A 26,976-nucleotide genomic window follows, 5' to 3' on the forward strand; every position below is an offset into this window, starting at 1 on the left:
GCCCCGAAGGGGTGAGGCCCTCTTGCCGGATCATGCGGCAGGGGAGTAAATCCCAGGAACGCACATAAGTACGTTCCTGGGGTGAACGAGCTTAGTCAGCACACCTGCAACTTGAAGTATTACGGGTAAATTCATTTAAATGGAATGATACAAATGACTATACCTCACGTTAAGGCTGTTGCTGCCGCAGTATGCGTCGCCAGTCTCCCATCACTCGTCTATGCTGCTGACCAGGATACCGTCGTTGTTACAGCCACCGGGTTTGAGCAAAAAATTCAGGACGCCCCCGCCTCTATTTCTGTGATCACCAAGCAGCAGATAGAGGATAAAGCTTACCGTGATGTCACCGATGCGCTAAAAGATGTACCTGGCGTCGTCGTAACAGGTGGTGGTAGCAGTAGCGATATCAGCATTCGCGGGATGGCTTCGCAATACACGCTTTTCCTGGTAAACGGTAAACGTATCAGCACGCGTGGTACACGTCCCAACAGCGATAACTCTGGCATTGAGCAAGGCTGGCTCCCGCCGCTGGAATCCATTGAACGTATCGAAGTGATCCGTGGCCCTATGTCTTCGCTCTACGGCTCTGATGCAATGGGCGGCGTCATCAACGTAATTACCAAAAAAGTCTCGAATACCAAAGCCTGGACCGGCTCCTTGCATGGCGATGCCACTTTCCAGGAAGACCGGGATTCTGGCGATATTTACCAGACTAACGCTTATGCTTCCGGGCCGCTGATTGACGGGTTACTCGGCGCAAAAGTCACCGGTTTATTCTCTCACCGTGCGGAAGATGAAATCGTCAATGGTTACAATGAGCAGCGTATGCGTAGCGGGGGATTAACCCTGAACTTTACGCCGGATGATAAAAACGATATTGACTTCGATTACGCACGTGAACTGCAGGATCGCGACAGCACGCCAGGCAAGTCAATGGCCGCAGAGAGCTGCCGCAACGGCACCTGTAAGCCAAACAGCAAAAGCGAAAGCAAGTATGTGCACACCACCTATTCATTAACCCACAGCGGTTACTATGACGACTTCAATACCACCAGCTATGTTCAGCAGGAAGAGAGCGAGAATCCCGGTCGCCAGATGAAGTCCTACAACACCATCTTCAATAACCAGAACCAGATCTTCCTCGGGGCACATACCCTGACGGCGGGTGGACAGTACCGTTATGAAAAACTGCGCGATAACGGTAACCAGTTGCAAGCGGCAGATGGTCTGAATAAGCTAACTCGCTGGAGCTGGGCGCTGTTTGCCGAAGATGAATGGGCCGTTACCGATACCTTTACGCTGACCGGTGGTCTGCGTATGGACAAAGATGAAAACTACGGTGATAACTGGACGCCGCGTGGCTATGGCGTATGGCATCTTAGCGATCAATGGACCTTAAAAGGCGGTGTTTCAGCAGGCTATCGTGCACCAGACCTGCGTCAGTCATCTGCCAGTTGGGGACAGGTCACCGGCGGTGGTCGCCTGAACGGTATCATTGTAGGTAACCCGGATCTGAAACCGGAGAAAAGCCTGAGTGAAGAAATCGGGTTGCTGTGGGACAACGGTAACGACCTCAACGCAGGCGTCACTCTGTTCAACACTGACTTCAAAAACAAAATTACCGAAGTTCGCCGCTGTAACAGCAGTTCCGATCCTGCCTGCACCATCGGCACAACCAGTTACGATTTTGTCAGCGATCGGGTTAACGTTGATAAAGCCAACATGCGCGGCGTAGAGTCCACCTTCGGCTGGAAGATTACCTCTGACCTCAACTGGACAGCTAACTACACCTACACCGAGTCTGAGCAGAAAAGCGGTCAGTTCTCTGGTCAGCCGCTGAATAAAATGCCAAAACATATGTTTAACACTACGCTGGACTGGCAGGCTACGCAGGATGTCGGCTTCTGGAGCCGTCTGAACTTGCGCGGTAAAACATCCGAGTACCTGAGCCGTACCTCAATGGCACAAGGAACCCCTTCCTATACTCAGGTTGACGTCGGCTTGCGTTACTACGCCAACAAAGATCTGTTGTTGACTGCTGGCGTGTATAACGTTCTGGATAAGCAAATCAATTACGATACCTACGACACCGTTCTCGATGGTCGTCGCTATACCGTTGGCCTGACTTACAACTTCTAAGTACAGTGCAATAAAAAACCCCGGCACGAATAATGCCGGGGTTTTTGTTATTTTGTCTGCCGGATGACGGCATAAATGCTTGATCCGGACAGGTCTGTCTAACAGGTTATTTCTTCACTCGCCCCGGGAAGTGCATTTCGCTGTAGCGAACAAAATGGGTTCCTTTTGTCAGCTTGTAGCCAAACCAGATAATCAGGAACAGCGGGATACCGATATAGGTTGCCATCACACCGCCCCAGTCAATGGTATCTTTCAGGAATGCTTCGTAGTTTTGTCCCAGCGTAATAATCAGGCACAACACGAAAGCAAAGATCGGACCCAGCGGGAAGAAACCTGAACGATACGGCAGATCCTTCACATCATGCCCCTGCAGCACATAGCCACGACGGAAACGATAGTGGCTAATGGCAATCCCCAGCCAGGCGATAAAGCCCGTCATCCCGGAGGTATTCAGCAGCCACAGGTACACAGTCTGGTTGCCAAACATTGAAGTCAGGAAGCACAACCCTGCCACCACCGTGGTCGCATATAACGCATTACGCGGTACACCGCCACGAGACAGCTTAGCGAAAATACGCGGCGCTTTACCATCACATGCCAGGGTATAAAGCATACGCGTTGACGCATACATCCCGGAGTTACCCGCCGACAATACCGCTGTCAGGATAACAGCGTTCATCACCGCCGCCGCAGAAAGCAGGCCGGCGTGCTGGAATACCAGCGTGAACGGACTGACGCTGATGTCTTTAACATCATTGCGCAGCAGGCTTGGGTCAGTGTATGGAATAATCAGGCTGATGATCAAAATAGCGAACACATAGAACAACAGGATTCGCCAGAACACCTGACGCACAGCGCGAGGAATGTTCTTCTCAGGATCTTCAGATTCGCCTGCAGCGATACCAATCAACTCGGTGCCCTGGAAAGAGAAACCGACGATCATCGCCACGCCAATCATCGCCGCAAAACCACCGGCAAAAGGAGCCTCACCTGTCGTCCAGTTGCTCCAGCCCACCGGTTGAGCGCCTTTAAAGATACCGACGATCATCATCACGCCAACCACAATGAAGATAATAACGGTGGTAACTTTGATCAGCGAGAACCAGTACTCCGCTTCACCAAAACCCCTGACCGAGATGTAGTTCAGCAGGAAGATGACGCACAGGAACAACGCACTCCAGATCCAGCCGGGCGTATCCGGGAACCACCAGCTCATCACCAGTTGTGCAGCCACAAGGTCAACGGCAATGGTTACCGCCCAGTTGTACCAGTAGTTCCAGCCCAGCGCGAAGCCAAAGCCTTCTTCTACATAGTTCTGACCGTAGGTGGAGAACGAACCGGAAACCGGCATATACGCGGCTAATTCACCAAGACTGGTCATCAGGAAGTACACCATCAGACCAATCAGAATATAGGAAAACAGCGCGCCGCCAGGACCCGCCGCAGAAATGGTTGCACCAGATGCAACGAAAAGACCCGTACCGATGGAGCCACCAATGGCAATCATCGTCAGGTGACGCGCTTTCAGTTCACGACGTAGCGTGGGCGCTTCTGTGGTTTTAGTTTCGGAAACCATGTGAAAATGCTATCCATCCAAAAAATGAGGCGCGATTGTAGCAGACGAAACGGCATTCTTCCGGCACAAATGCGCTGTTATAAGAGACCTTCATGACTGGCCGCGGATTATAAGTAAAGCAGAGATTTGAAAGCGTGCAGGCCAGATAAACATAGCCCCATCAGGTAAGAGCGTGTCGGCACTACCTGCTTCCGCCACACCTGCGCCTTACCCGGCCTGTTCCACCTGATCGCTATAACGTAAAAAACGCAGCAGCGCATTGGAGAGGTGTTTTTGACGATGATGGACACGCCAGAGGGTGCGAACTAACCGCGGTAGTGGCACGGGAACTTCGCTCAGCGTTCCGGCCCGCAACTGTTCCTCAATGACACGACGCGACAGACAGCTAATACCTAATCCATGACGCACAGCATGTTTAATCGCTTCTGAATTACCCAGCTCCATGGCCATTTGAAACCTCGGCAAATGCGACAACAGCAGGTAATCAACAAGCTCACGCGTACCGGAACCACGCTCGCGGAGGATCCAAGGCGACGCTGCCAGTTGTTCCAGCGTAACGGGCCCCTTCGTTAATGGCGAAGACGGCGCAGCAAAGACCACCAGCTCATCTTCCAGCCACGGTTCAGAGATAATTTCCGTGCTGTGGCAAGGGCCTTCGATAAGCCCAATGTCTACCCGAAAATCCAGTACGGCGTTGATAACATCCTGACTGTTGCCCACGCTCAGCTCCAGTGGCAAATCAGGAAAATCCTGCCGGTAGCGGGCGATCATGGCAGGAAGAATGTAATTACCAATGGTGCTGCTGGCGTATACGCGAATAGCGCCATTATCTTCACGAAAAAGCTGCTCAATTTCAGTTGTTTGCTCAAGCAGCGCCAGCGCGCGAGGATAGAGTAATCGCCCGTGCTCATTAACGACCAGGCGCTTACCCACGCGGTCAAATAGCTGGACACCAAGTTGCCCCTCTAAATCGGTAAGCGCGGCGCTAACCGCCGACTGCGACAATGACAACATCACAGATGCCTGAGTCGTCGAGCCGCTTTTCAGTACCTCAGCAAACACTTCAAGTTGTCGTAGGGTGATATGCATAGTCGTTTTCCACCAGGTAGCCGTGCTTACCACTTATAAAGATTAATTATAAATATATAATCAATTTTATTTTTAAGCCACTTCACCTTACTATTTTGTCAAAGATTTCATTCCAATTCACAGGAGGGGTCATGACAGAACTCGCCCTACAGAATCATCGACGTACAGTGTGGCATTTTATTCCGGGGCTTGCCCTGAGTGCAGTTATCACCGGGGCCGCTTTGTGGGGTGGTTCCATTCCCGCCGTAGCGGGTGCCGGGTTCAGCGCCCTCACCTTAGCCATTTTATTGGGGATGGTTCTCGGTAATACCATCTATCCACACATCTGGAAAAGCTGTGACGGTGGCGTACTGTTTGCCAAACAACATTTATTACGCCTGGGGATAATCCTCTACGGCTTCCGCCTCACATTCGCGCAGATTGCTGACGTTGGCGTCAGCGGTATCGTGATCGATGTGTTGACGCTGACCAGTACCTTTATGCTTGCCTGTTTCCTTGGGCAGAAAGTGTTTGGCCTGGATCGGCACACCAGCTGGCTCATTGGTGCCGGGAGCAGCATTTGCGGTGCAGCCGCGGTGCTGGCAACAGAACCGGTAGTCAAAGCAGAAGCCAGTAAAGTGACGGTCGCTGTCGCAACTGTGGTTATCTTCGGTACGATTGCAATCTTCCTGTACCCGGCAATGTATCCACTGCTGGCGCACTGGTTTAGCCCGGAAACCTATGGGATTTACATTGGCTCTACCATGCATGAAGTAGCACAGGTTGTCGCCGCCGGACATGCAATTACTCCGGATGCAGAAAACGCGGCAGTGATTGCAAAAATGTTGCGCGTTATGATGCTGGCTCCATTCCTCATCATCCTGGCTGCCCGTGTGAAACAGCTGTCTCCGGCGACCGGAGGGGAAAAAAGTAAAATCACTATTCCGTGGTTTGCCATCCTGTTTATTGTGGTTGCGATTTTCAACTCGTTCCACCTGCTACCAAAGTCCGTAGTGGACATGCTGGTTACGCTGGATACAGTTCTGCTGGCGATGGCGATGGCCGCACTTGGGCTTACCACTCACGTCAGTGCACTGAAGAAAGCAGGTGCTAAACCCTTACTGATGGCGCTTGTTCTGTTTGTCTGGCTGATTGTGGGCGGCGGTGCGATTAACGTTGCCATCCACGCGCTGATGGCATGATCGATCACGACTAACCCTTGTTAACCCGCTATACTCTCCCCTTTTGAGTATGGCGGGTTTAACTTATGAAATATATTGGAGCGCACGTAAGCGCCGCTGGCGGTCTGGCTAACGCCGCTATTCGAGCCGCGGAAATCGAAGCGACCGCATTCGCCCTGTTCACCAAAAATCAGCGCCAGTGGCGCGCCGCGCCGTTGACGACAGAAGTCATAGATGACTTTAAGTCAGCCTGCGAGAAGTACCATTTTTCTCCGGCACAAATCCTGCCTCACGACAGCTACCTGATTAACCTCGGACACCCGGTGAGCGACGCGCTGGAAAAATCACGCGATGCCTTTATTGATGAAATGCAGCGCTGTGAGCAGCTTGGCTTATCTCTGCTTAACTTTCACCCCGGTAGCCATTTGATGCAGATCCCGGAAGATGAGTGCCTGGCGCGGATCGCGGAGTCGATCAATATTGCCCTCGCTCAGACTCAGGGCGTGACGGCAGTCATTGAGAATACCGCCGGACAGGGCAGCAATCTTGGGTTTAAGTTTGAGCATCTGGCGGCCATTATTGATGGCGTAGAAGATAAAACCCGTGTCGGTGTCTGCATCGATACCTGCCACGCCTTCGCTGCCGGATACGATCTACGCACTACTGCCGAGTGCGAAAAGACCTTTGCGGAATTTGAACGCATCGTCGGCTTTAATTATTTACGCGGGATGCATCTCAACGATGCCAAGTGCACATTTGGCAGCCGTGTTGACCGCCACCACAGCTTAGGCGAAGGCAACATCGGTCACGATGCCTTCCGCTGGATCATGCAGGACAAGCGTTTTGACGGTATTCCACTGGTACTTGAGACCATCAACCCTGATATCTGGGCAGAAGAGATAGCCTGGCTGAAAGCCCAGCAAACAGAAAAAGCAGTCGCGTAACATCGTTCCCGCGCGCCAGACTAACTGGCGCGCCTCAGAAGTGAAAATCAAAGCTCTGGCATATGGTTACGCAAGATGCCCCAGAAATTTTCAGCTGTTTTATTCAACCGGGTATCCATCCTGTAAATATAGGCCTGAATTGGCACCATTAGCTCCGGTACCGCCAGTGAAACCAACCGTTTTGTGCGCAGTTCGTTAACAATCGACCATGCGGGCAACCAGGCGATACCATGTCCATCAAGCGCCATATTTTTCAGCAACTCACTCATCGAAGACATAAATAACGTGCGTCCCGTAATACCGCCCACTTCCGCCAGATGGCGGTTAACCAACCGCCCCATATAAGATGTACTGGTGTAGTTCAATATCGGCACCTGCGGCTGCCAGATATCAAACAACGGTTTACCCTGCTCATCAGCAGCACAAACAGGGTACAGCTCTGATTCAAAAACTTTCAGACCACAAAAAGGTGACTGCATCAGGTCTTCATCGCGAAATGAGATAATAAAATCACTTTTCCCTTCTCGCAGGGTGTTAACCGCCTGCACAACATCAATGGCCTCAACGTGATAAACAAATTCTTCGCCGTAGGCTGCCATCGAGTGAACTAATCTGGGTAGCATGGTAAGCGACAGCGAATGTGCCGCCGCAACTTTAATATTCGGCACTCCTAGCAAGTTATGACCGCTTAGCTCATCCAGATTACATTCCAGCTGTTGCAATAAGCTTCGTGTCTGCGAGTGAAACAACTTCCCCTCTTCCGTAAGTTGCAACGGCGAAGTGGTGCGATCAAATAACATGACTCCTACCGCCGACTCGAGCGCTTTGATCCGTCGGCTAAATGCTGGTTGAGATATATTACGTTGCTCAGCAGCCTGGGAAAAATGACGACAGGCTTCCAGTGTCAAAAAATCATATAACCATTTTGTCTCGATGTTTTTCATATCGGTCACACAGGTATTTAAATATGTCCATGAGCATATAACATCATGCCTGAGAATTTCAGGACATATCATTGACTCTCAGCAATTAGTGATTCGTTTTTTGCATGACACCTTCGTTTTTGACATTAACCTCCTGATGGTTTCTCCCATATGTTCGCGCTCGATTCTGACCAGAACCCATACTCTTTGCCGGGCGCTGGCATTCTGCCCCTGACTCAACACTCACAATCATGCGGTTTTTGCATTACAGCAAACATTATTGCATTTCTCATCGCCGTCATCAGCTGTTAAACATTAGCGAAAGAAAAAATACAGATTATTTATTAACGGTTAAATGAGGTATAAATCGTGAAAGGTTTAATTGGCGTACTTGGCGGAATGGGTCCTGCTGCAACCGTCGATCTTTTTAATAAATTTGTCACTTATACGGCAGCACAGTGCGATCAGGAACATATTCCATTAATTATTTCATCTATTCCTGATATTCCCGACCGGACCGATGCTCTGATGCATCATGGTCGCTCCCCTCTTCCCGCTATGCGTGATTATCTGCATAAACTGGAAGATGCCGGGGCGGAGTGTATTGTGATTCCCTGTAATACCGCCCATTTTTGGTTCAACGAATTAAAAGATTCCTGCCATATAGACCTGCTAAGCATTGTTGATACAACGATGAATGAGGTTGAAAAATGCAGAAAAACCCGTATTGGGCTGCTGGCAACCAACGCCACACTCTACATGGGACTTTATCAAAAAGGTATAGAATCTCTTGGCTTAAGCTGCATCAGTCCTGATACGTCCAGTCAGGAAAAAGTGATGGAAAGTATTTATTGCTTAAAAGCAGGTGATCTTAAGCACGCGCAAAAAATGATGCTTGAACAAGCCGAAATACTTTTCTCACGCGGTGCTGAAGTTATCGTTCTGGGCTGTACGGAAGTTCCTGTGATCCTTGCCGAAGCGGTTAAACAGTCACCGGATAAATATATTGATTCAACCGGATCATTAGTTCGTGCAGGTATTAAGTGGTACGAAAAAAGAGTAGGAAAGCACCATCTCCTGGCGCAATAAAAAACAAACCTAACTAAATAAACATATTAACTAAACACTCACCTTTAACGACAAATTATTGTCTGGCGGAGATCATTATGATTTGGCTAGAAATTATCGTGGTATTAGGATCAATATTTTTTGGTATTCGTCTCGGCGGGATTGGCATTGGTTTATGCGGTGGACTGGGACTGGCAATTCTGACGCTGGGATTTGGTCTTTCCATCGGTTCCCCGCCCGTAGATGTTATTCTTATTATTATGACGGTTGTTGTAGCAGCATCTGCACTACAGGCCGCAGGAGGCATGGATTATCTGGTACGCATCGCCGGCAATTTTATGCGACGAAATCCAAAATATATTAATATTATTGCGCCAATTATTACCTGGTCGATGACCATTATGGCGGGAACCGGGTTTATCGTCTTTTCTACCTTGCCGGTAATTGCAGAAGTGGCAAAAGAATCCGGCATACGTCCCTCTCGCACGCTAGCTGGCTCCGTAGTCGCCTCCCAAATTGCGATATCTGGCTCGCCGATTAGCGCCGCCATGGCCGCGATGCTGACGATCATGGAAGGGAATGGCGTCAGCTTTATTCAGGTAATGGCGGTTTGTCTTCCGGCCTCATTCGTTGCCGCGATGGTTGCCGCATTAATCGCTTCACGCCAGGGATGCGAGCTGGAAGATGACGAAGTATATCTGGAGCGTCTGCAAAAAGGTCTGGTCCGTAAATATGAAGGGCAGCACAGCACTACGCCGGGAGCCAGGCTTTCTGTCGGCCTGTTTATGCTGGCAACAGTCGTCATCGTTATTCTTGCCGCATGTCCTCAGCTACGCCCCGGCTTCGACATCGGTAGCCCAATGAATACGCGGGATATCATTATTATCTGCATGCTGTCCGCCGCTTGCCTGATGGTAGTGTTGTGTAAAACATCCACAGATTCCATTGTGCTGACATCCACTTTTCGCGCGGGCATGAGCTCACTGGCAGTAATTCTCGGGATCGTAACGCTGGGCACAACATTTATTGATGCGCATCTGGCGGAGATTAAAAGTATCGCGGGCGATATTCTGCAGGCCTATCCGATGCTGTTGGCACTGGTACTCTTTGGTACCTGCGCGCTCCTCTATTCACAAGGAGCAACCACGCCACTGATTATCCCTCTTGCCGTCGCCCTCGGTGTACCAACCTGGGCCATACTGGCTTCGTACGTCGCGGTAACCGGGGTGTTTGTTCTGCCAACTTATCCCACGTCGCTGGCAGCAATGGAATTCGACACCACAGGGACAACGCGGGTTGGCAAGTATGTCTTAAACCATCCGTTTATGTTGCCAGGGTTAGGCGGCATTATTGCTGGTGTTGCCTTCGGCTTTATCATTGCACCCATGATTGCCTGAACCGCATAGCAAAAGGATTCGTTATGCCTCGCCCCATAGAATTTCAATGGATAACGCTTTAAGCATAAAAAAAGGGCAGAGAAATCTCTGCCCTTTGATGAGAGGAGGGTTATGCCGCTTTAGCGACAGCGTCCTCTTCCGGACGTTTCAGGAACGCATAGGCCAGACCCGCAACCAGCGTACCTGCGATAATTGCCAGCAGATATCCAAGAACCGGTGTAATTGCGCCAGGAATCAGCAGTACGAACAGACCACCGTGCGGAGCCATCAGCTTAGCACCTACCGCCATGGAGATTGCTCCGGTCAACGCACCACCGACGATACAGCACGGCAGAACACGCATCGGGTCACGGGCTGCGAACGGAATCGCCCCTTCGGTAATGAAGCACAGACCCAGAACCAGAGCGGCTTTCCCCCCTTCCTGTTGTGCTTTGTCGAATTTACGACGCGCAACAAGGGTAGACAGACCCAGTGCCAGCGGTGGCACCATACCCGCCGCCATGATTGCAGCCATTGGCGCATACGTTTGTGTACTCAGCAGACCCACACCGAAAGCATATGCGGCTTTGTTTACCGGTCCCCCCATGTCAGTACACATCATACCGCCAAGAATTGCACCGAGTAGTACCGCATTCGCCGTCCCCATGGTTTGCAGCCAGTGAGTCAGACCTTCCAGGATGCCAGCAACCGGTTTGCCAATGAGGTAAATCATCGCCAGACCCACCACCAGGCTCGAGAGCAGTGGAATGATCAGGATCGGTTTCAGCGCTTCCATACTTTGCGGCAGTTTCAGCTTAGTGCTGATTAACTTCGCCAGGTAACCCGCAAGGAAACCGGCAATGATCCCGCCGATAAAACCGGAACCGGTGCTTACCGCCAACATACCGCCGATAAGACCCGGCGTCAGGCCAGGACGGTCGGCGATAGAGAACGCAATGTAACCCGCCAGAACCGGAACCATCAGCGCAAAGGCTGAGCCACCGCCAATCTGCATCAACGCCGCTGCCAGCGTGTTAGGCTCTTTAAATGCTTCAATACCAAACGCGAAAGACAGCGCAATACACAAGCCACCCGCAACCACCATTGGCAGCATGTAAGAAACGCCCGTCAGCAGGTGACGGTATGCACCAGCACTCTCTTTCTTACCCTGTGTCGCTGTAGACTGTCCTTTCCCCGCAGGCTGGTAGAGGGTCGCTTCGTCGACGGCTTTATCCAGCTCTTGCTTCGTTTTCTTCAGTGCCAGACCGGTCGAGGTACGGTACATCGGTTTTCCGGCAAATTTCGCCAGATCCACTTCAATATCAGCAGCCACGATCACCAGATCAGCTTCGGCAACTTCTTCCGGGGTTATGGCATTACCCGCCCCAACAGAGCCACGGGTTTCAACCTTCACCCACCAGCCGCGTTTTTTGGCCTCGGTTTCAATGGCTTCAGCAGCCATAAAAGTATGCGCTACGCCCGTTGGACAGGCCGTTACCGCAACCACACGTTTCGGACCACTGCTTGCCACAGGTGCGGCAGCAGCTGGCGCGCTGTAGGGTTTTGCATGACTTTTCGCTTCGCTAAGGAATAACTCAGGATGAGCAACCGCACGACCAATATCACCCAACCAGACATTTTTTCCGTTCAGCGAAGTGTCATTCGGGAGTTTGTCGCCCAGAACAATCGCCAGCTCAGCATCATTAGGATTATCAATAATATCCAGATGCGCTTTATGCGCCGCCGCTCCAAGCAGGGTTTTCGCCATGTAAGCACGAGCCTGGCCGAGATTAGCGTCAATAATCAGCAGCGTTTTCATTATGCCTCTCCTGCTGTCAGTTAAACGGTTTTAAGTCGACACGCGCCATCATTGCGGCCAACTGAGGACGATCGGTAATACCCACATTACTTTGACTTACGGCCAGTGCAGCAACAGCGGTCGCCAGACGTAAGGTGTGTTCACTGGACTCACGCATCAGCAGGCCGTAAATCAGGCCGCCGACCATTGAGTCTCCCGCACCTACGGTGCTGACCACCTCAACGGATGGCGGTTTCGCAATCCATTCGCCTGAAGCGTTAACCCACAGCGCACCTTCCGCACCGAGTGAAATCACCACATGAGCGATACCCTGCTCGCGCAGTGCATGTGCAGCATCAATAACATCTTTCATTTCCGGCAGTTTACGGCCAGCCCAGATCTCCAGCTCGCGGCGGTTAGGTTTTACCAGCCACGGAGCCGCTTTCAGACCCGCAACCAGTGCTTCACGGCTACTATCAAAGATAATGCATGGACACTGGCTGCGCAGGCGCGTCATCCAGTCGGTGAATGCTTCCGGACTAACACCGGTCGGCAAGCTGCCGCTGACACACACCATGTCGAACTGGCCCAACCAGCTCAAGGAGTCATTCACAAAGCGTTCCCAGTCGGCTGGGGTGACTTCAAAACCAGAGAAATTGAAGTCTGAAACTTCGCCGTCTTTTTCAGTCAGTTTGACGTTAATACGGGTACGCCCCTGCACCACCTGAAAACGGTTAGCAATACCCAATTCGCTGAACAGTTGCTGAAAGCCATCCTGGTTGTCTTTACCCAGGAAACCGCCAACCGTAACGTCGATACCCAGATCTTTCAGAACTTTCGCGACGTTGATGCCTTTTCCAGCCGCGTGCAGACCGGTCGTTTTAACCAGGTTTACTTCACCGCGTTCAATTTCCGGGCAAAAACCGACAAGGTCGTAAGCCGGGTTCAGGGTGATAGTTGCAACACGTCTGCTCATTACGCGCCCTCCCCAAGACCTGCCGCGATAGCATCGCCAATCGCTTTTAGCGCCTGTTCAGCATCATCACCCTGTGCGGTAAAGCGCAGGTGATGTCCTTTCTTCACGCCTAAGGCAACGACTTTCATCAGACTACGTCCATTTGCCGGTTTTCCGGTTCCATCAAGATTTGTCACGGTAATTTCACTGTTAAATTGTTTAATCGTATTCACCAGCATGGTGCCCGGACGGGCGTGTAAACCATGCTCATTGCGCACCACAAACTCAGCGCTTAATACATCGTCAGTTAATGCGTCATCGCTGGTCAGCAGCGCCAGCACGGTAGCTGCGTCAGCTTTCAGTAAACGGTCAGCTTTATTGTTCAACAACAGATCGCCAAGGCGCTTCAGCACCGCGACGGGCTGCTCATCATTCATAGCAACGGTAATCAGTGCCGCAGCCGTTTCACCTTGAACCTCAAATGCGTTGGCCGCACGACTGACCGCGATAGCGCTGCGCACATTGCCTTCAGCACAGTCATTCAGCCAAATCCCTTGACCGAGATTCATCGGTTGTTCGTTAACCGCTCTGGTGACGAATGTCGCATCGACCGCTCCAGCTTCTTTCAGCCGTGCAGCATTCAGCGCCTGCAGCGTCATCAGAGAGTTGGCGGCAACGTCCAGCGTCAGCATGTCATTATCAAGCTTCAGCTGTTCACTTTGCTTTTCGCCCATCAGTAAGGCGCGCAGTTCTTCTGCTGTAGTGGCTGATTTCAGTTGCTCAGCCACCGAATCATCACTCAGCACGTGCGTCAGTTGGCGCAGTAAACCGAGGTGTTCATCCGAGCTGGCTGCAATACCGATAGCCACATACGCGACCTGGTCTTCACCCCAGGTCACGCCTTGCGGGAACTGAAATACCTGCACACCGGTTTTCAGCACGCGGTCGCGCGTATCCGTTGTACCGTGAGGTATAGCAATACCGTTGCCAAGGAAAGTGGATGTCTGTTGTTCGCGTGCCAGCATGCCATCGACGTAGCCCTCCGCGACGTTGCCCGCTTGTACTAACGCGGCTGCAACCTGACGAATGGCCTCTTCTTTGTTTCCGGCCTGCTCGCCCGGGTGTATATCCTGAACAGATAACTGGAACATGGTTCTCCTCCCCTGCCGAATTGAAACGATTCAGCTAACATGAGAAAAAAGGCGCCACCCGACTCCATCATTTAAAATCTGATAGCGCTGAAACGTTTCAAGAAGTTTTGATCTTTCTGCTTCAGCACGCAAGTAAAGTTGTAGATTTGCTTGCTGAATTTAGATGTAACGCACATTTTTTCTTCTATGTGTGAAAATTGCTGACGCAGAAATCAGGGTTACCCTATCAGGTTCAGCATCGTCAGCATGCTGTTTTCTCAGACTGAAATGCGATTTTGATTTTTCATGCTGATTTTGATTTAGCTCCTTGTTTGTTTTCTGACAAGCAGCGTAAACTCCGCCTCTCTTCACACCACTGATATCGAAACATGCATAACACCCCCGTAGCCGCCACACCAAAGGCGTTTGATTTAACGTCTTCGGCGTTTTTGCTTGTCGCTTTTCTGACGGGTATTGCTGGCGCATTGCAGACTCCTACACTCAGCCTTTTTCTGACCGATGAAGTCCATGCCCGCCCAGGGATGGTGGGTTTCTTTTTTACCGGCAGTGCCGTCATCGGCATCCTGGTAAGTCAGTTTCTGGCCGGGCGCTCTGATAAAAAAGGCGATCGCAAGAACCTGATTGTTTTTTGCTGTGTGCTGGGGATGCTGGCCTGCGTGTTGTTTGCCTGGAACCGTAACTATTTTATTTTGCTGTTTGTCGGTGTTTTTCTCAGTAGCTTTGGCTCTACCGCTAACCCACAAATGTTTGCCCTCGCCCGCGAGCATGCCGACCGCACAGGCCGGGAAGCCGTGATGTTCAGCTCAATTTTACGCGCACAGGTTTCACTGGCATGGGTGATCGGTCCCCCTCTGGCCTACGCACTGGCGATGGGGTTCAGCTTTACGGTGATGTATCTCAGCGCTGCGGTCGCATTTATTATCTGCGGCGTCATGGTCTGGCTGTTCTTACCGTCCATGAACAAAAACGTCCCACTGGCAACCGGCGTAGTCGAGGCTCCAAGGCGTAATCGTCGTGATACGCTTCTGCTTTTTGCAATCTGCACATTAATGTGGGGCACCAACAGCCTCTATATTATTAATATGCCGCTGTTCATCATCAACGAACTGCACCTGCCGGAAAAACTCGCAGGCATCATGATGGGTACCGCCGCCGGGCTGGAAATACCGACAATGCTGATCGCCGGATACTTTGCTAAACGGCTGGGCAAACGCCTGTTAATGAGGATCGCTGTAGTCGCCGGTTTTTTATTTTATGCCGGTATGTTGCTGGCGCACTCACCGATTATTTTGCTCGGTTTACAACTATTGAACGCGATTTACATCGGCATTCTCGGCGGAATTGGGATGCTCTATTTTCAGGATTTAATGCCGGGACAGGCTGGTTCAGCCACCACCCTGTATACGAACACCATCCGCGTGGGGTGGATTATTGCAGGTTCGCTGGCGGGCATTGCCGCTGAAATCTGGAATTATCATGCCGTGTTCTGGTTCGCGCTGGTGATGATTATCGCCACCGTATTTTGCCTCGCGCGCATCAAAGACGTTTAAGAGCCTGATGGGACTGGCTCTAGGGTGCGGTCAGCGCTTCGAGTTCAATAAGATACAGCATTGCCTGGTGCGTTGTTTGCCCGCACATTTCCGCGCTGGGCTGCAAACCTGCACACACTTTTGGGCGCAACTCAGAACCAAAGAGTTTACAGCGCAGTGATTCATCAAGCTGAACGCACGGTGTATTGGCAGGCTTGCCATCAGGCATGCCAGGGATAGGGCTGGAGATAGAAGGCGCAGTGCAACATGCACCACAATCCGGACGGCATTCCATACAGTATTCTCTTTAACGTAAACCATCGGATGGTGCAGGTAGTGAACAGTATACACACAATCACTCAATAAGCATCGGGGCAGCAAGTGAATGAGTCCCGGAAGCGTACACGTAAGACGCCCCTGGAGTTATAAGCGCAGCCAACAAAGAGGCAACGTCAAGGATGAAGTGTGTATCCCCTTTTTTGCACCAGCAAAAGTGACAATTCCGCTTGCCTGAATGGCCCGGCGCGAGTAGTTTGACGCGATATTTTAGACACTCCCCACTACAGGATTTTTTCGATGCCAAGAGCGAACGAAATTAAAAAAGGTATGGTACTGAACTACAACGGCAAACTGCTGATTGTAAAAGATATTGATATTCAATCACCAACCGCACGCGGTGCAGCTACGCTGTACAAAATGCGTTTTTCTGATGTCCGTACCGGTCTGAAAGTTGAAGAGCGCTTCAAAGGCGACGATATCGTAGATACCGTTACGCTGAGCCGCCGTGGCGTTGATTTTTCCTACGTTGATGGCAACGAATATGTCTTTATGGATAAAGAAGACTATACCCCGTATACCTTCACCAAAGACCAGATTGAAGAAGAGCTGCTGTTCATTCCGGAAGGCGGGATGCCGGACATGCAGGTTCTGACCTGGGACGGCCAACTGCTGGCGCTTGAACTGCCACAGACCGTAGATCTGGAGATCGTTGAAACGGCACCGGGCATCAAAGGCGCTTCAGCAAGTGCGCGTAACAAACCCGCCACTCTGAGCACTGGTCTGGTGATCCTGGTTCCTGAATATCTGAGTGCGGGTGAAAAAATCCGTATTCACATTGAAGAACGCCGCTATATGGGCCGTGCAGACTAACTTTTCGCAGCGACACAAGTTAAAAGGGACAGCATCTGCTGTCCCTTTGTTATTTTCAGCTCTGGCTGCTGAGGTAAAAATCGTCCATCAAAAGAGATTCCAGATACAACTCATCTTCACGCATAAAATGCGTTATGACATTAACCGCCTGAGGATAAAATCCCTCTTCGTCCCGGTGCAAGCAGCTTTCCCGTAACAGCGGTGCCCAGCACATGATGTGATGATGCAAAAAGTAATATTGCGCGGACAGCTTCTCTTTATTGGCAACCATTCTCGCCATCAATGACAACTGTACAGCAATATGGTCGGCAGTCTCATTTTCATGCGGTGTCAGCCCATACTCAACTAACAGCACATTCATTTCCCTGCGTTCTTCGGCCGCCGTCGTATGTGGATAATGTCCCGCATAGGGAGAAACACCGCCGGGAGGCGCCAGCAAAAACAACGAGGCAAAATCCGCCGCCAGCTCCAGTTGTCGGTCTTCACGGCGCAGCACCCGGGCAAGGCTGCGTTCCAGATTTTTGATATCAAAAGACAACCCAGGGATCGCCGTTAGCGACGCCAGCCACTTTCGGTTTTCCCCACTTTCCAGGCTGGTGAGTTGCTCCTCGTGCAGCTCACGGAACAGCAGTTGCGAAAACCACTGGTATACCGCTGCACGCTGCTGAAAAATGTGATTATGCTGCACTAACCTTCTCCTCTTTCATGACCTCCGGACCACCGAAACCCGTGACCTGTGGGGCACTCCCCTGGTATCGTTCCACCTCGACCAGTACCGTATGCGCTGAAGGTCCCTGCGCCAGTTGCGATGTACCGACATCCGCACTCAGCACATTCGGATCGCCATAGGTGCATAACGTGCCCGATTTCCCACCTTCTTGCGGCGAATACCACGCTCCCTCATGAATTCGGATAACGCCAGCCGCGTAGTCAGGGCTGATTACCACGCCCGCCAGCACCTGACCACGGGCATTAAATACGCGCGCAATATCCCCGGCTTTTAAGCCACGCGCACGGGCATCCGCCTCGCTCATGTACAACGGCTCTCTTCCAGCAACCGCATAGGTATTACGAAACGCATCGCTGGAACAGAGCTGGGAATGAAGGCGTTTATCCGGGTGGCAGGATTGCAAATGCAGCGGATATTTATCTTTCTTACCAGAATGGCTGCGCTCAAATGGCTCCATCCACACCGGATGTCCAGGACAATCCTGATACTGGAAACCAGCGATGGTTTTACTGTAGATTTCAATCAGACCGGAAGGCGTTCCTAACGGATTGATATCCGGCTGTTCGCGAAATTCTCCATGTCGCACCCACGGCTTCCCGACAGGATATTCAATGTATCCTTCGCCCTGCCAGAAGGTTTCAAAGTCCGGCATACTGACGCCAAGTGATGACCCGGTTTTCACGCCCTCTTCATAAATGGATTTTATCCACTGCATTTCATCGCGCTTTTCGCGATATGTCTCTTCCTGACCAAAGCGTTTGCACAGACCGGCAAAGACATCAAAGTCGTGTCGCGCTTCAAACTGGGGTTTGACAACCTGGCGGACGGCCATCAGCCCTTTATTCGAATGTGTACCAAACTGCTCAATGTCGTTACGCTCAAAGCGCGTTGTCACGGGCAGGACGATATCTGCAAAACGACAAGATGCCGTCCACTGATGATCGAGAACTACCACGGTTTCCAGCTTCTTCCAGGCATCGATCATCCGGTTGCGATCCTGCTGGGCATGGAACGGATTGGCCGCGCTGAAAATCGCCATTTTGATGTCAGGAAAAGTTAATGTTTCACCATTGAAAGCGATCTTCTTGCCCGGCTCCAGCAGACAATCGATCATTCGTGAGGTAGGAATATGCTCCGAAGCGCCGCGAAAGTCCGCTTTGTATTTCGCAGCAGGCGGGTTGTTGATACTGCCGAGGCCACTCAGTACGGGGCCAGCAGAGGTGACTGTACCGCCACCGTTGTAATGCCAGCCAAAGCCCACACCGCCACCAGGCAGCCCAATTTGTCCGGCCATGCTGGCCAGTACCACCAGCATCCAGGGATATTGTTCGCCATGGTGCATACGCTGCACGCACCATCCACCCATAAATTGTGTGCGCCCCTTCACCAGCAAACGGGCAAAATCGCGAATTTGCTCCGCAGTCAGGCCGCAAATTTCCGCCGCCCACTCAGCGTTTTTCGGCTGTTTGTCGCTCTCTCCCGTCAGGTACGGCAAAAACTGCTCGAACCCAACGGTGTAATCGCTGATAAACGCGGCGTCGTATAGTTTTTCTTCGTACAAGGTATGTGCGAGCGCCAGTAGCAAAGCAACATCAGTTTGCGGTCTTATCGCCAGTTGTTCACAGCCAAGATAGTTTTGCGATTTGCTGCGTACGGGATCGACGCTGATAACCCGCATTTTACCCTGCGCGACGGCCTCTTTAATCTGCTGCCAGTATCCAAATGCGTCGTGATCGGGAACGAGGAATTCGATCTGTAAGTTCTTGATAGGATCGCAACCCCATAGCACGATTGTATTGGTATTTTCGATAACCAACGGGAGCGAAGTTTGCTGTTCATAGACTTCAAGCGAGCCAATCACGTGAGGCAAAATCACCTGCGCCGCTGCAGCTGAATAGTCGCCAACGGTAGTGACATAGCTACCGTGCAAGCCAAGTCCCCGGTCCATCGCGCCGCCGGCCTTATGGTATTTTCCAATCATTTGCCAGTCCGCCAGTCCGGTAAATACGCCCGAAGAACCAGAGGTCTTTTGCACCCGCTCCAGCTCCTCATAGAACAGATCCAACGCCTGATCCCAGCTCACACGGACAAAACGGTTATCGCCACGTTGGTTGCGATCTGACTTTTCACGTTTGCGTAACCAGTCCAGCCGCACCATCGGATAGCGCACGCGCGATGGGTTATAAACCACTTCCCGAACGGCATTGAGCATATCGCAGGGATATTTATCATGTTTGAATGGACGGGTATCTATCCATTCACCGTTCACGACTTTGGCTTCAAAAGCGCCAAAGTGCGAACCTGACTGGATCCATTGCTCAGGATTTTCACCTGCAGCCCAGACCTTTAAGATCAGGGGATTCGGCCCTAATGCGCTGGCGGCGCCAACGGCTAACATTCCGGTCAAAAACCGTCGACGTGACGGGTTAAAATCATGAATATCCATAAATTATCCTTTTGTATTGTTAGATTCAGGTACATCGCTGGCGTGAGTCTGGAGATATTTCAACAGCGTGCGATCTTCCACCGGATTAAGCCGGTAGTAGGTGGACATGGATTTCAAGCCGGCGATCCAGCCATTAGCGGTATAACGACTCGTTGGCGGTGTGCTATGACAGGCGCTACAGGTGGACTGCAACATCTGATCGGCGTATTGCCAGATGGAGTCAACATTGTCGGTAAAACCATCCGCAGAACTCCAGGCAATCACGCTCACCAGTTGCCATTCCTGATGTGACTCAGGATCAACCTGAGTTTGCTGAATCTTCACATTATTCATCAGCGAAGCATCTAATACGGCAGCGAAAACGCGTTTGCCCATATACTGAGTTATCACCCGACCACGTCCTTTGCTTTCCCGCCAGCCGGTCAGTTCTATCTGAACGTTTTTCCCCTCTCTTTTCAGCACACGCACTTCCGTTGCCGGGTACAGCATGGCTTTACCTGCAGCACTCTCTGCTGTGGCAGCCAGTGATTTTTCACCTAACGAATACAGCGTCGTCGCCTTGGGTAATTGTTCACCCTGACTCTGCAATTGCTTGTAACGATCGCGAAAACCGCTGCTCATATCGGGTTTGTGATGTGCAATGCCTTTGTGGCAGTCAATGCAGTTACTGTTCTTTGCCGCAGCCGCCGTCATTTGTGCCACCGCATTAGCAGACTGTTTAGCGTGATCCATCGCTTCATAGCTATGACACGATTTACAGGCCGCGGAATTGTTAGCGCTCATGCGCGCCCATTCCCGTTGCGCCAGTTCCGCACGCTTAAGATTGAATTTCTCAGGCGTATCGATCGAAGGAGAGATAATGGTGTGGTATAGATCGTTTAACGCTTCCGTCTTACGTATCAGAGTTGGAACAATACCCGGTGGAATGTGGCAATCCTTACATTCCGCGCGAACGCCAGAGGCATTTCGAAAATGCACGCTGGTTTTATATTCCTCCCCTGCAGTACCCATCGCGTGGCACGATAAACAAAACTCAGTGGTGCTGGTGTAATGTACGCCCTGCCACGTTCCCCAAATGACGAAGGACATTGCTACTGCTCCGCCGAATACGCACCAAAGCGCGTTTTTTCTTATCCACGACATACTTGCCTCCATTATTTTAATAGCGACACGCTAAGGGATATTAAAAATCAAAAATAGAGACACTGAAGGTGGGGCGTAGGAACAGCACCGACTCTATGAGGCGCGTCAAAATAGTGGAAAGCCGAAAGTCGTAATATGCCAATAATGTTTTAATAAGGAATTTCTCATGCTGACACTGTCTCTCAACAGAGAAAGCCGTACTCCACTGCAATTGCAGATCTTTCAATTTTATTTCCAGGCTATTCAGCAGGGAGATTTGCTTTGCGGTGACAAACTGCCCTCTATCCGTGAGCAAGCCCAAACATTAAATGTTGCCAAGATTACGATAGTTATGGCGTATGAAAAGCTCATGACGGCGGGCTTTATTAAGAGCCGGCAGGGTATTGGTTATGAAGTGATCTTTACGGCTCCGGTGCGTAGCCCCCCAACACACGTGACCTCTGCAGAAGGCTCTCCGCCAGTAAAGCCCAAGCCTGCGGGGGCTTCCACCGATGTCTACGGTGAGATGGGCAGAGAGTTCTATTGCCGGATGGGCGTTCCCGATCCCAATGCCTTTCCCTGGGCAAGTTGGCGAAAATGGAATAATGCTCCCAGTGTACTTAAGGAACAATTGCTTACTCGTTATCATTCACCAAATGGATTATTTCCATTACGTGATCAAATGGTCAGATACCTTAATTTATCCCGAGGTATTAATACTCGTGCAGAGAACATCATTATTACCAATGGGATTCAGGAAGGATTATCTCTGCTTAGCCAAATATTTATTATTCATCATGCTGTATCACAGAAAAAAAAGTGTCATGTTGTGACCGAATCCCCTTGTTATTCTGGCGCATGGCACCTGTTTAATTATTACGGCGCGGATATTACCCCTGTTGCAGTCGATAGCCATGGCCTACGCACTGATAATTTACCCGAAGTTGAAACCCAGCTTTGTTATGTGACACCAGCTCATCAATACCCGATGGGAAATGTTCTGTCGTTAGAACGACGAAAGTCATTACTGACCTGGGCACAGCGCGTTGGAGCCTACATCATTGAAGATGACTATGATGCCGTTTTTACCTACGGAGAGAATCCTCTTCCGGCACTGAAAGCCATGGACTATCACGATCGGGTTATCTATATGGGGACATTCTCAAAAACGCTGGGGCCGGGGGTGCGTCTCGGCTATCTCGTTTGTCCCGATGAGCTTCTACCGGCTGTACAGAATATGAAAGCGCTAAATAACAACGGCAGCCAGTGGTTATTGCAGCAGTTTTTAGCTGAGCTCATGCAAAATCAGGTGTTTTATACCCATCTTGGCAAACTTGCCTGCAGCTATGCAGCACGTCTTACCCTATTGCGTGACGGCCTTTCAGTTTTGTTTCCTGAAGGGAAAATCGATGGTGCGACGGCAGGCCTGCACCTCTCTTTGCGCATAGCCAGATCACCCGAGGTTATCGCAAAACTGCAAGCGCGCTGTCTGCAGGCAGGTATCCGTTTTGATACGCTGGAGAACATTGAAAATGGTTCGGAAGATGCCTGGCGTAAAGAGAACAGCGACGCTGTCATGTTTTTCGGTTTTGGTGGGTTGCAAATACAGCAGATAAACAAGGTACTGACGGTGCTGGAGCAGGCATTATTGCAGCCCTGGTGATGAACAGGGATCGAGCCTGACGCTCAATCCCTGTTAGCGACATTACAACAGATCGCGGAACTGTGTTTGTTTCAGTGCCAGTTCAACACCACGAACTTCAGCCAGCCCTTTCAGACGACCAATAGCAGAGTAGCCTGGGTTGGTTTTTTTGTGCAGATCGTCAAGCATCTGGTGTCCATGATCCGGACGCATCGGGATTGGACGCAGATCGCCCGCCTTCTTACGACGCTGTTCTTCGGTCAGAATGGCAGCCACTACCGATACCATATCCACATCACCTTGTAAGTGTGCGCCTTCGTGGAAAGTTTTCGGGTTTTCTTCACGGCAGGTTGAGCGCAAATGCGTAAAGTGGATACGATCGCCAAAGGTTTCAATCATTTTCACCAGATCGTTATCCGCACGCACACCGTATGATCCGGTACACATGGTGAAACCGTTATAGATGCTGTCTACCGTTTCTTTCAGCCACTGCATATCTTCAATCGTAGAAACGATACGCGGCAGGCCGAGGATCGGGCGTGGCGGATCGTCAGGATGTACGGCCAGGCGCACGCCAACTTCTTCTGCTACCGGTACGATCGCACGCAGAAAAACAGCCATATTATTACGCAGATCATCTTTGCTGATGCCGTCGTATTCCGCCAGACGCGCGCGGAATTGATCCAGGGTATAACCTTCTTCAGCACCTGGCAGACCAGCGATAATATTGCGGGTCAGCTTTTCAATATCAGCGGCGCTCATGGAATTGAAATAGTCCCGGGCCTGGCGCTGCTCTTCCACGGTGTAATCCGCCTCAGCACCTGGACGTTGCAGGATGTGCAACTCAAAGGCTGCAAACGCTATCTGATCAAAACGCAACGCTTTAGAGCCGTCCGGCAACTGATATTCAAGGTCAGTACGCGTCCAGTCGAGAATCGGCATGAAGTTATAACACACGGTATCAATGCCGCAGGTCGCCAGATTACGGATACTTTGCTGATAATTCTCAATCCACGTTTGATATTGCCCGGAGAGCGTTTTGATATCTTCGTGAACCGGAATACTTTCCACCACCGACCAGGTCAGCCCCTTTTCAGCCAGAATGGCCTGGCGTTTTTGAATCTCTTCGACGGGCCACACTTCACCGTTGGGAATATGGTGCAAGGCGGTCACAACACCAGTTGCGCCAGCCTGACGCACATCATCAAGCGATACCGGATCGTTAGGTCCGTACCAACGCCAGGTTTGTTCCATTGGTTCACCTCATAAGTTGTTATACCAAATTAAGTTGCGCGAATGACGACTACCATACAGGCATCCGTTGAATGATCAACAGAACGCCGATGATTGATTGATCAAGCTCACATTCCCCGGATAAATAAGGCATACCAATTTAATTTGCTGTCATATAACTTTATACTGGCATTGTTAATTAATGGTTAATCAGGTGTATTTAATGAAAACTATTGCCTCCGCCCAACTCCCGGAAAATGTACTGATGCCTCAGTACGATCGACAACAATTAAAAACGCGGATCGTACATTTTGGTTTCGGGGCATTTCACCGTGCTCATCAGGCCTTATTGACCGATCGGGTACTGAATGCACAGGGTGGCGATTGGGGAATTTGTGAGATCAGTCTGTTCAGTGGCGATCGACTGATGAGTCAACTTCGTGAGCAGGATCATTTATATACCGTGTTAGAAAAAGGCGCGCATGGCAATCAGTCAATTGTTATTGGCGCCGTCAAAGAGTGTCTGAACGCTAAGCTGGATTCACTGGCAGCCATTATTGAAAAATTCTGCGAGCCACAGGTGGCTATTGTTTCCTTAACCATCACCGAAAAAGGTTACTGTATTGATCCGGCGACAGGGACGCTTGATATCTCCAACCCGCGCATTGTTCACGATTTACAGACGCCGGATGAACCGCACTCAGCACCAGGTATCATTGTTGAAGCCCTGCACCGCCGACGCGAGCGAGGAGTGCCACCTTTTACCGTACTCTCCTGCGATAACATCCCGGACAATGGCCATGTGGTAAAAAATGCCGTACTGGGAATGGCAGAAAAGCGATCGCCTGAACTGGCGCTGTGGATACAAGAGCATGTCAGTTTTCCTGGCACCATGGTAGACCGCATTGTCCCGGCCGCGACCGAAGAGTCACTGGATGAAATTGCCCATGAATTGGGCGTTGCCGACCCTTGTGCAATCAGCTGCGAGCCTTTTATCCAGTGGGTCGTCGAAGATAACTTTGTCTCTGGTCGCCCCCAGTGGGAGCGCGCGGGCGTACAGATGGTCGATGACGTTCTGCCGTGGGAACAAATGAAACTGCGAATGCTCAACGGCAGCCATTCGTTTCTGGCCTATCTCGGTTATCTGGCCGGATTTCAACACATCAGCGACTGTATGCAAGACAGTGCGTTTCGTAAAGCCGCTTACTGCCTGATGCTCAATGAACAGGCCCCCACGCTGCAAATCACCGACGTTGATTTAGACCTGTACGCCACCAGCCTGCTGGAACGCTTTGCCAACCCGGCGCTAAAGCACAAAACCTGGCAAATCGCGATGGACGGGAGCCAGAAATTACCGCAGCGCATGCTGGAAAGCATCCGCGTACATTTAGCGCGCCAAAGCGAATGGCCCTTGCTGGCACTCGGTATTGCGGGCTGGATGCGTTACGTTAGCGGGGTGGACGATGCAGGCTCAGCCATAGATATACGCGACCCGATGAGTGAAAAAATCCGCACAATTGTCGAGCGCAGTACGGAATCAGAGCGTGTCACCGCATTACTTTCCTTGCACGAAATTTTTGCCACCGATCTGGTGCAAAATTCGCAATTTGTCAGCGCCATTGAGCAGGCATGGCAACGTATTGCCCAGCACGGTGCGCACCAGGCAGTAATTGATACGTTAAAAAATTAACGATCTCTGCCATTAAGAGCCTATCCCATTAGGCGTAGATTGTTGCAGTCAGTTTGGATACGAACAGCGCGGAACAACCGAAGCGTGCATGCAGTACGTGAGGATTATGGGCACTGCCAGGATACAAAATGACAAATAAAATAGCCTAATGGGATAGGCTCTAAACAGGACGAAGCATTCCTTCGTCGTCTCTCCCCTTCTCTTTTTCATTTTTTTTCGCCAGGATTATTGAACGCTATCACGGCATTTTATAATTCTGGAGCAAACGTGACTAAAACCAACCTCATTACCGGTTTTCTCGGCAGTGGCAAAACCACCTCGATTCTTCATTTACTGGCGAACAAAGATCCCGCAGAGAAGTGGGCCGTGCTGGTCAATGAATTTGGTGAAGTCGGCATTGACGGTGCTTTGTTGGCTGACAGCGGAGCGCTGCTAAAGGAGATCCCCGGTGGCTGCATGTGCTGCGTTAACGGTTTACCGATGCAGGTTGGTCTCAATACGCTGTTGCGCCAGGGAAAACCTGACCGGCTGCTGATCGAACCTACCGGTCTTGGGCACCCAAAACAGATTCTGGACTTACTCACCGCTCCGGTTTACGAACCATGGATCGATCTGCGCGCCACGCTCTGCATCCTTGACCCACGCCTGTTACTGGACGAAAAAAGCGTCGCTAATGATAACTTCCGCGATCAGCTAGCTGCCGCAGATGTCATTGTCGCCAACAAATCAGATCGCGCCACAATGGAAAGCAAGAATGCCCTGCAAACCTGGTGGCAGCATTACGGCGGAAATCGCCAGTTGATTCATGCCGAGCACGGAAAAATTGACGGGCAGTTACTGGATTTACCGCGACTGAATCTGGCTGAACTTCCCTCCAGCGCAGCGCACACCCACCAACATGCTGACAAAAAGGGGTTGGCGGCGCTGAGTCTGCCTGCACAACAACGCTGGCGTCGTAGCCTGAACAGTGGGCAGGGTCATCAGGCCTGCGGCTGGATTTTTGATGCTGATGCCGTGTTCGATACCATCGGCCTGCTGGAATGGTCACGTCTTGCCCCGGTCGGGCGCGTAAAGGGCGTTATGCGTATTAAAGAAGGACTGGTGCGGATTAATCGTCAGGGCGACGACTGGCATATTGAGACACAAAATGTCGCACCGCCGGACAGCCGTATTGAACTCATCTCAGACACTGAGACCGACTGGAATGCGTTACAGAGCGCATTGTTGAGGCTTCGTTTAGACGGTTGCGCGTAAGG

At 51.1% G+C, this 26,976-nt stretch carries 21 protein-coding genes; 10 read left to right on the top strand and 11 right to left on the bottom strand.

The window, feature by feature from the left end; all coding sequences use genetic code 11:
- The first annotated feature begins 153 nt into the window (after positions 1-153).
- Positions 154-2,139, top strand: coding sequence for a ligand-gated channel protein (locus AACS05_RS15320; protein WP_045445030.1), 1,986 nt, complete (start codon positions 154-156; stop codon positions 2,137-2,139).
- Between the two features lie 106 nt (positions 2,140-2,245).
- On the opposite strand, the gene lysP is transcribed toward AACS05_RS15320, so the two are convergent.
- The gene (gene lysP / locus AACS05_RS15325; RefSeq protein ID WP_045445033.1) at positions 2,246-3,715 is read right to left on the bottom strand and encodes a lysine-specific permease; all 1,470 of its coding nucleotides are present in this window, start codon (positions 3,713-3,715) and stop codon (positions 2,246-2,248) included.
- Between the two features lie 207 nt (positions 3,716-3,922).
- Positions 3,923-4,804: a DNA-binding transcriptional regulator YeiE gene (yieE, locus tag AACS05_RS15330; protein WP_045445036.1), complete on the bottom strand. Its 882-nt coding sequence runs from the start codon at positions 4,802-4,804 to the stop codon at positions 3,923-3,925.
- Between the two features lie 131 nt (positions 4,805-4,935).
- On the opposite strand from yieE, the gene AACS05_RS15335 reads away from it, so the two are divergent.
- Complete coding sequence (locus tag AACS05_RS15335) at positions 4,936-5,985, top strand: YeiH family protein (protein ID WP_045445039.1); 1,050 nt, start codon at positions 4,936-4,938, stop codon at positions 5,983-5,985.
- Positions 5,986-6,050: 65 nt separating this feature from the next.
- On the top strand, positions 6,051-6,908 hold the full coding sequence (nfo, locus tag AACS05_RS15340) for a deoxyribonuclease IV (RefSeq protein WP_045445042.1): 858 nt from the start codon (positions 6,051-6,053) through the stop codon (positions 6,906-6,908).
- Positions 6,909-6,955: 47 nt separating this feature from the next.
- Here the strand turns inward: nfo and hypT are convergent, their stop codons facing one another.
- Positions 6,956-7,861, bottom strand: coding sequence for a hypochlorite stress DNA-binding transcriptional regulator HypT (gene hypT / locus AACS05_RS15345; protein ID WP_075261762.1), 906 nt, complete (start codon positions 7,859-7,861; stop codon positions 6,956-6,958).
- 339 nt (positions 7,862-8,200) lie between these two features.
- On the opposite strand from hypT, the gene AACS05_RS15350 reads away from it, so the two are divergent.
- Both AACS05_RS15350 and AACS05_RS15355 read left to right on the top strand, forming a co-directional pair.
- Positions 8,201-8,920, top strand: coding sequence for an aspartate/glutamate racemase family protein (locus tag AACS05_RS15350; RefSeq protein WP_045445049.1), 720 nt, complete (start codon positions 8,201-8,203; stop codon positions 8,918-8,920).
- A gap of 77 nt (positions 8,921-8,997) precedes the next feature.
- A complete protein-coding gene (locus AACS05_RS15355; RefSeq protein WP_045445052.1) occupies positions 8,998-10,296 on the top strand; it encodes an anaerobic C4-dicarboxylate transporter in 1,299 nt (432 codons plus the stop codon).
- Positions 10,297-10,405: 109 nt separating this feature from the next.
- Here AACS05_RS15355 and fruA read toward each other — a convergent pair whose 3' ends face one another.
- Genes fruA through fruB form a run of 3 tightly spaced genes read right to left on the bottom strand, consistent with a single transcriptional unit; the run spans position 10,406 to position 14,179 of the window.
- Positions 10,406-12,094, bottom strand: coding sequence for a PTS fructose transporter subunit IIBC (fruA, locus tag AACS05_RS15360; RefSeq protein ID WP_045445055.1), 1,689 nt, complete (start codon positions 12,092-12,094; stop codon positions 10,406-10,408).
- Positions 12,095-12,110: 16 nt separating this feature from the next.
- Positions 12,111-13,049 carry a 1-phosphofructokinase gene (gene fruK / locus AACS05_RS15365; RefSeq protein ID WP_003027446.1) on the bottom strand — a complete coding sequence of 313 codons (939 nt, stop codon included), beginning with the start codon at positions 13,047-13,049 and terminating at the stop codon, positions 12,111-12,113.
- Positions 13,049-14,179, bottom strand: coding sequence for a fused PTS fructose transporter subunit IIA/HPr protein (gene fruB / locus AACS05_RS15370; RefSeq protein ID WP_045445058.1), 1,131 nt, complete (start codon positions 14,177-14,179; stop codon positions 13,049-13,051). Before fruB ends, fruK begins: the two co-directional genes overlap by 1 nt.
- A gap of 368 nt (positions 14,180-14,547) precedes the next feature.
- Here fruB and setB point away from each other — a divergent pair, with 368 nt between their 5' ends.
- Positions 14,548-15,729 carry a sugar efflux transporter SetB gene (gene setB, locus AACS05_RS15375; RefSeq protein WP_045445061.1) on the top strand — a complete coding sequence of 394 codons (1,182 nt, stop codon included), beginning with the start codon at positions 14,548-14,550 and terminating at the stop codon, positions 15,727-15,729.
- 19 nt (positions 15,730-15,748) lie between these two features.
- On the opposite strand, the gene AACS05_RS15380 is transcribed toward setB, so the two are convergent.
- The gene (locus AACS05_RS15380; protein ID WP_045445064.1) at positions 15,749-16,003 is read right to left on the bottom strand and encodes a YkgJ family cysteine cluster protein; all 255 of its coding nucleotides are present in this window, start codon (positions 16,001-16,003) and stop codon (positions 15,749-15,751) included.
- Between the two features lie 281 nt (positions 16,004-16,284).
- Here AACS05_RS15380 and yeiP point away from each other — a divergent pair, with 281 nt between their 5' ends.
- On the top strand, positions 16,285-16,857 hold the full coding sequence (gene yeiP / locus AACS05_RS15385) for an elongation factor P-like protein YeiP (protein ID WP_045445067.1): 573 nt from the start codon (positions 16,285-16,287) through the stop codon (positions 16,855-16,857).
- Between the two features lie 55 nt (positions 16,858-16,912).
- On the opposite strand, the gene torD is transcribed toward yeiP, so the two are convergent.
- From torD to torC, 3 genes are read right to left on the bottom strand one after another with little or no spacing between them, the layout of a single operon-like run.
- Positions 16,913-17,545, bottom strand: coding sequence for a molecular chaperone TorD (gene torD, locus AACS05_RS15390; RefSeq protein ID WP_045445070.1), 633 nt, complete (start codon positions 17,543-17,545; stop codon positions 16,913-16,915).
- Positions 17,535-20,033: a trimethylamine-N-oxide reductase TorA gene (gene torA / locus AACS05_RS15395; RefSeq protein WP_045445081.1), complete on the bottom strand. Its 2,499-nt coding sequence runs from the start codon at positions 20,031-20,033 to the stop codon at positions 17,535-17,537. Before torA ends, torD begins: the two co-directional genes overlap by 11 nt.
- 3 nt (positions 20,034-20,036) lie before the next feature.
- A complete protein-coding gene (torC, locus tag AACS05_RS15400) occupies positions 20,037-21,176 on the bottom strand; it encodes a pentaheme c-type cytochrome TorC (protein ID WP_045445084.1) in 1,140 nt (379 codons plus the stop codon).
- A gap of 166 nt (positions 21,177-21,342) precedes the next feature.
- Between torC and pdxR the strand changes: the two genes are divergently transcribed.
- Positions 21,343-22,818: a MocR-like pyridoxine biosynthesis transcription factor PdxR gene (gene pdxR, locus AACS05_RS15405; RefSeq protein ID WP_045445087.1), complete on the top strand. Its 1,476-nt coding sequence runs from the start codon at positions 21,343-21,345 to the stop codon at positions 22,816-22,818.
- A 42-nt stretch (positions 22,819-22,860) separates the two neighbouring features.
- Here pdxR and uxuA read toward each other — a convergent pair whose 3' ends face one another.
- A complete protein-coding gene (gene uxuA / locus AACS05_RS15410) occupies positions 22,861-24,051 on the bottom strand; it encodes a mannonate dehydratase (RefSeq protein ID WP_045445090.1) in 1,191 nt (396 codons plus the stop codon).
- Positions 24,052-24,253: 202 nt separating this feature from the next.
- Between uxuA and AACS05_RS15415 the strand changes: the two genes are divergently transcribed.
- Together AACS05_RS15415 and AACS05_RS15420 are read left to right on the top strand one after the other, a co-directional pair.
- Entirely contained in the window at positions 24,254-25,720 is a 1,467-nt protein-coding gene (locus AACS05_RS15415; RefSeq protein WP_045445093.1) for a mannitol dehydrogenase family protein, read from the top strand.
- A 267-nt stretch (positions 25,721-25,987) separates the two neighbouring features.
- Positions 25,988-26,974, top strand: a complete 987-nt coding sequence (locus AACS05_RS15420; RefSeq protein WP_045445096.1) for a CobW family GTP-binding protein — start codon at positions 25,988-25,990, stop codon at positions 26,972-26,974.
- The last annotated feature ends 2 nt before the right edge of the window (positions 26,975-26,976 follow it).

It is taken from the genome of Citrobacter sp. S-77 (assembly GCF_963864895.1).
Taxonomy (GTDB): Bacteria; Pseudomonadota; Gammaproteobacteria; order Enterobacterales; family Enterobacteriaceae; genus Citrobacter; species Citrobacter murliniae.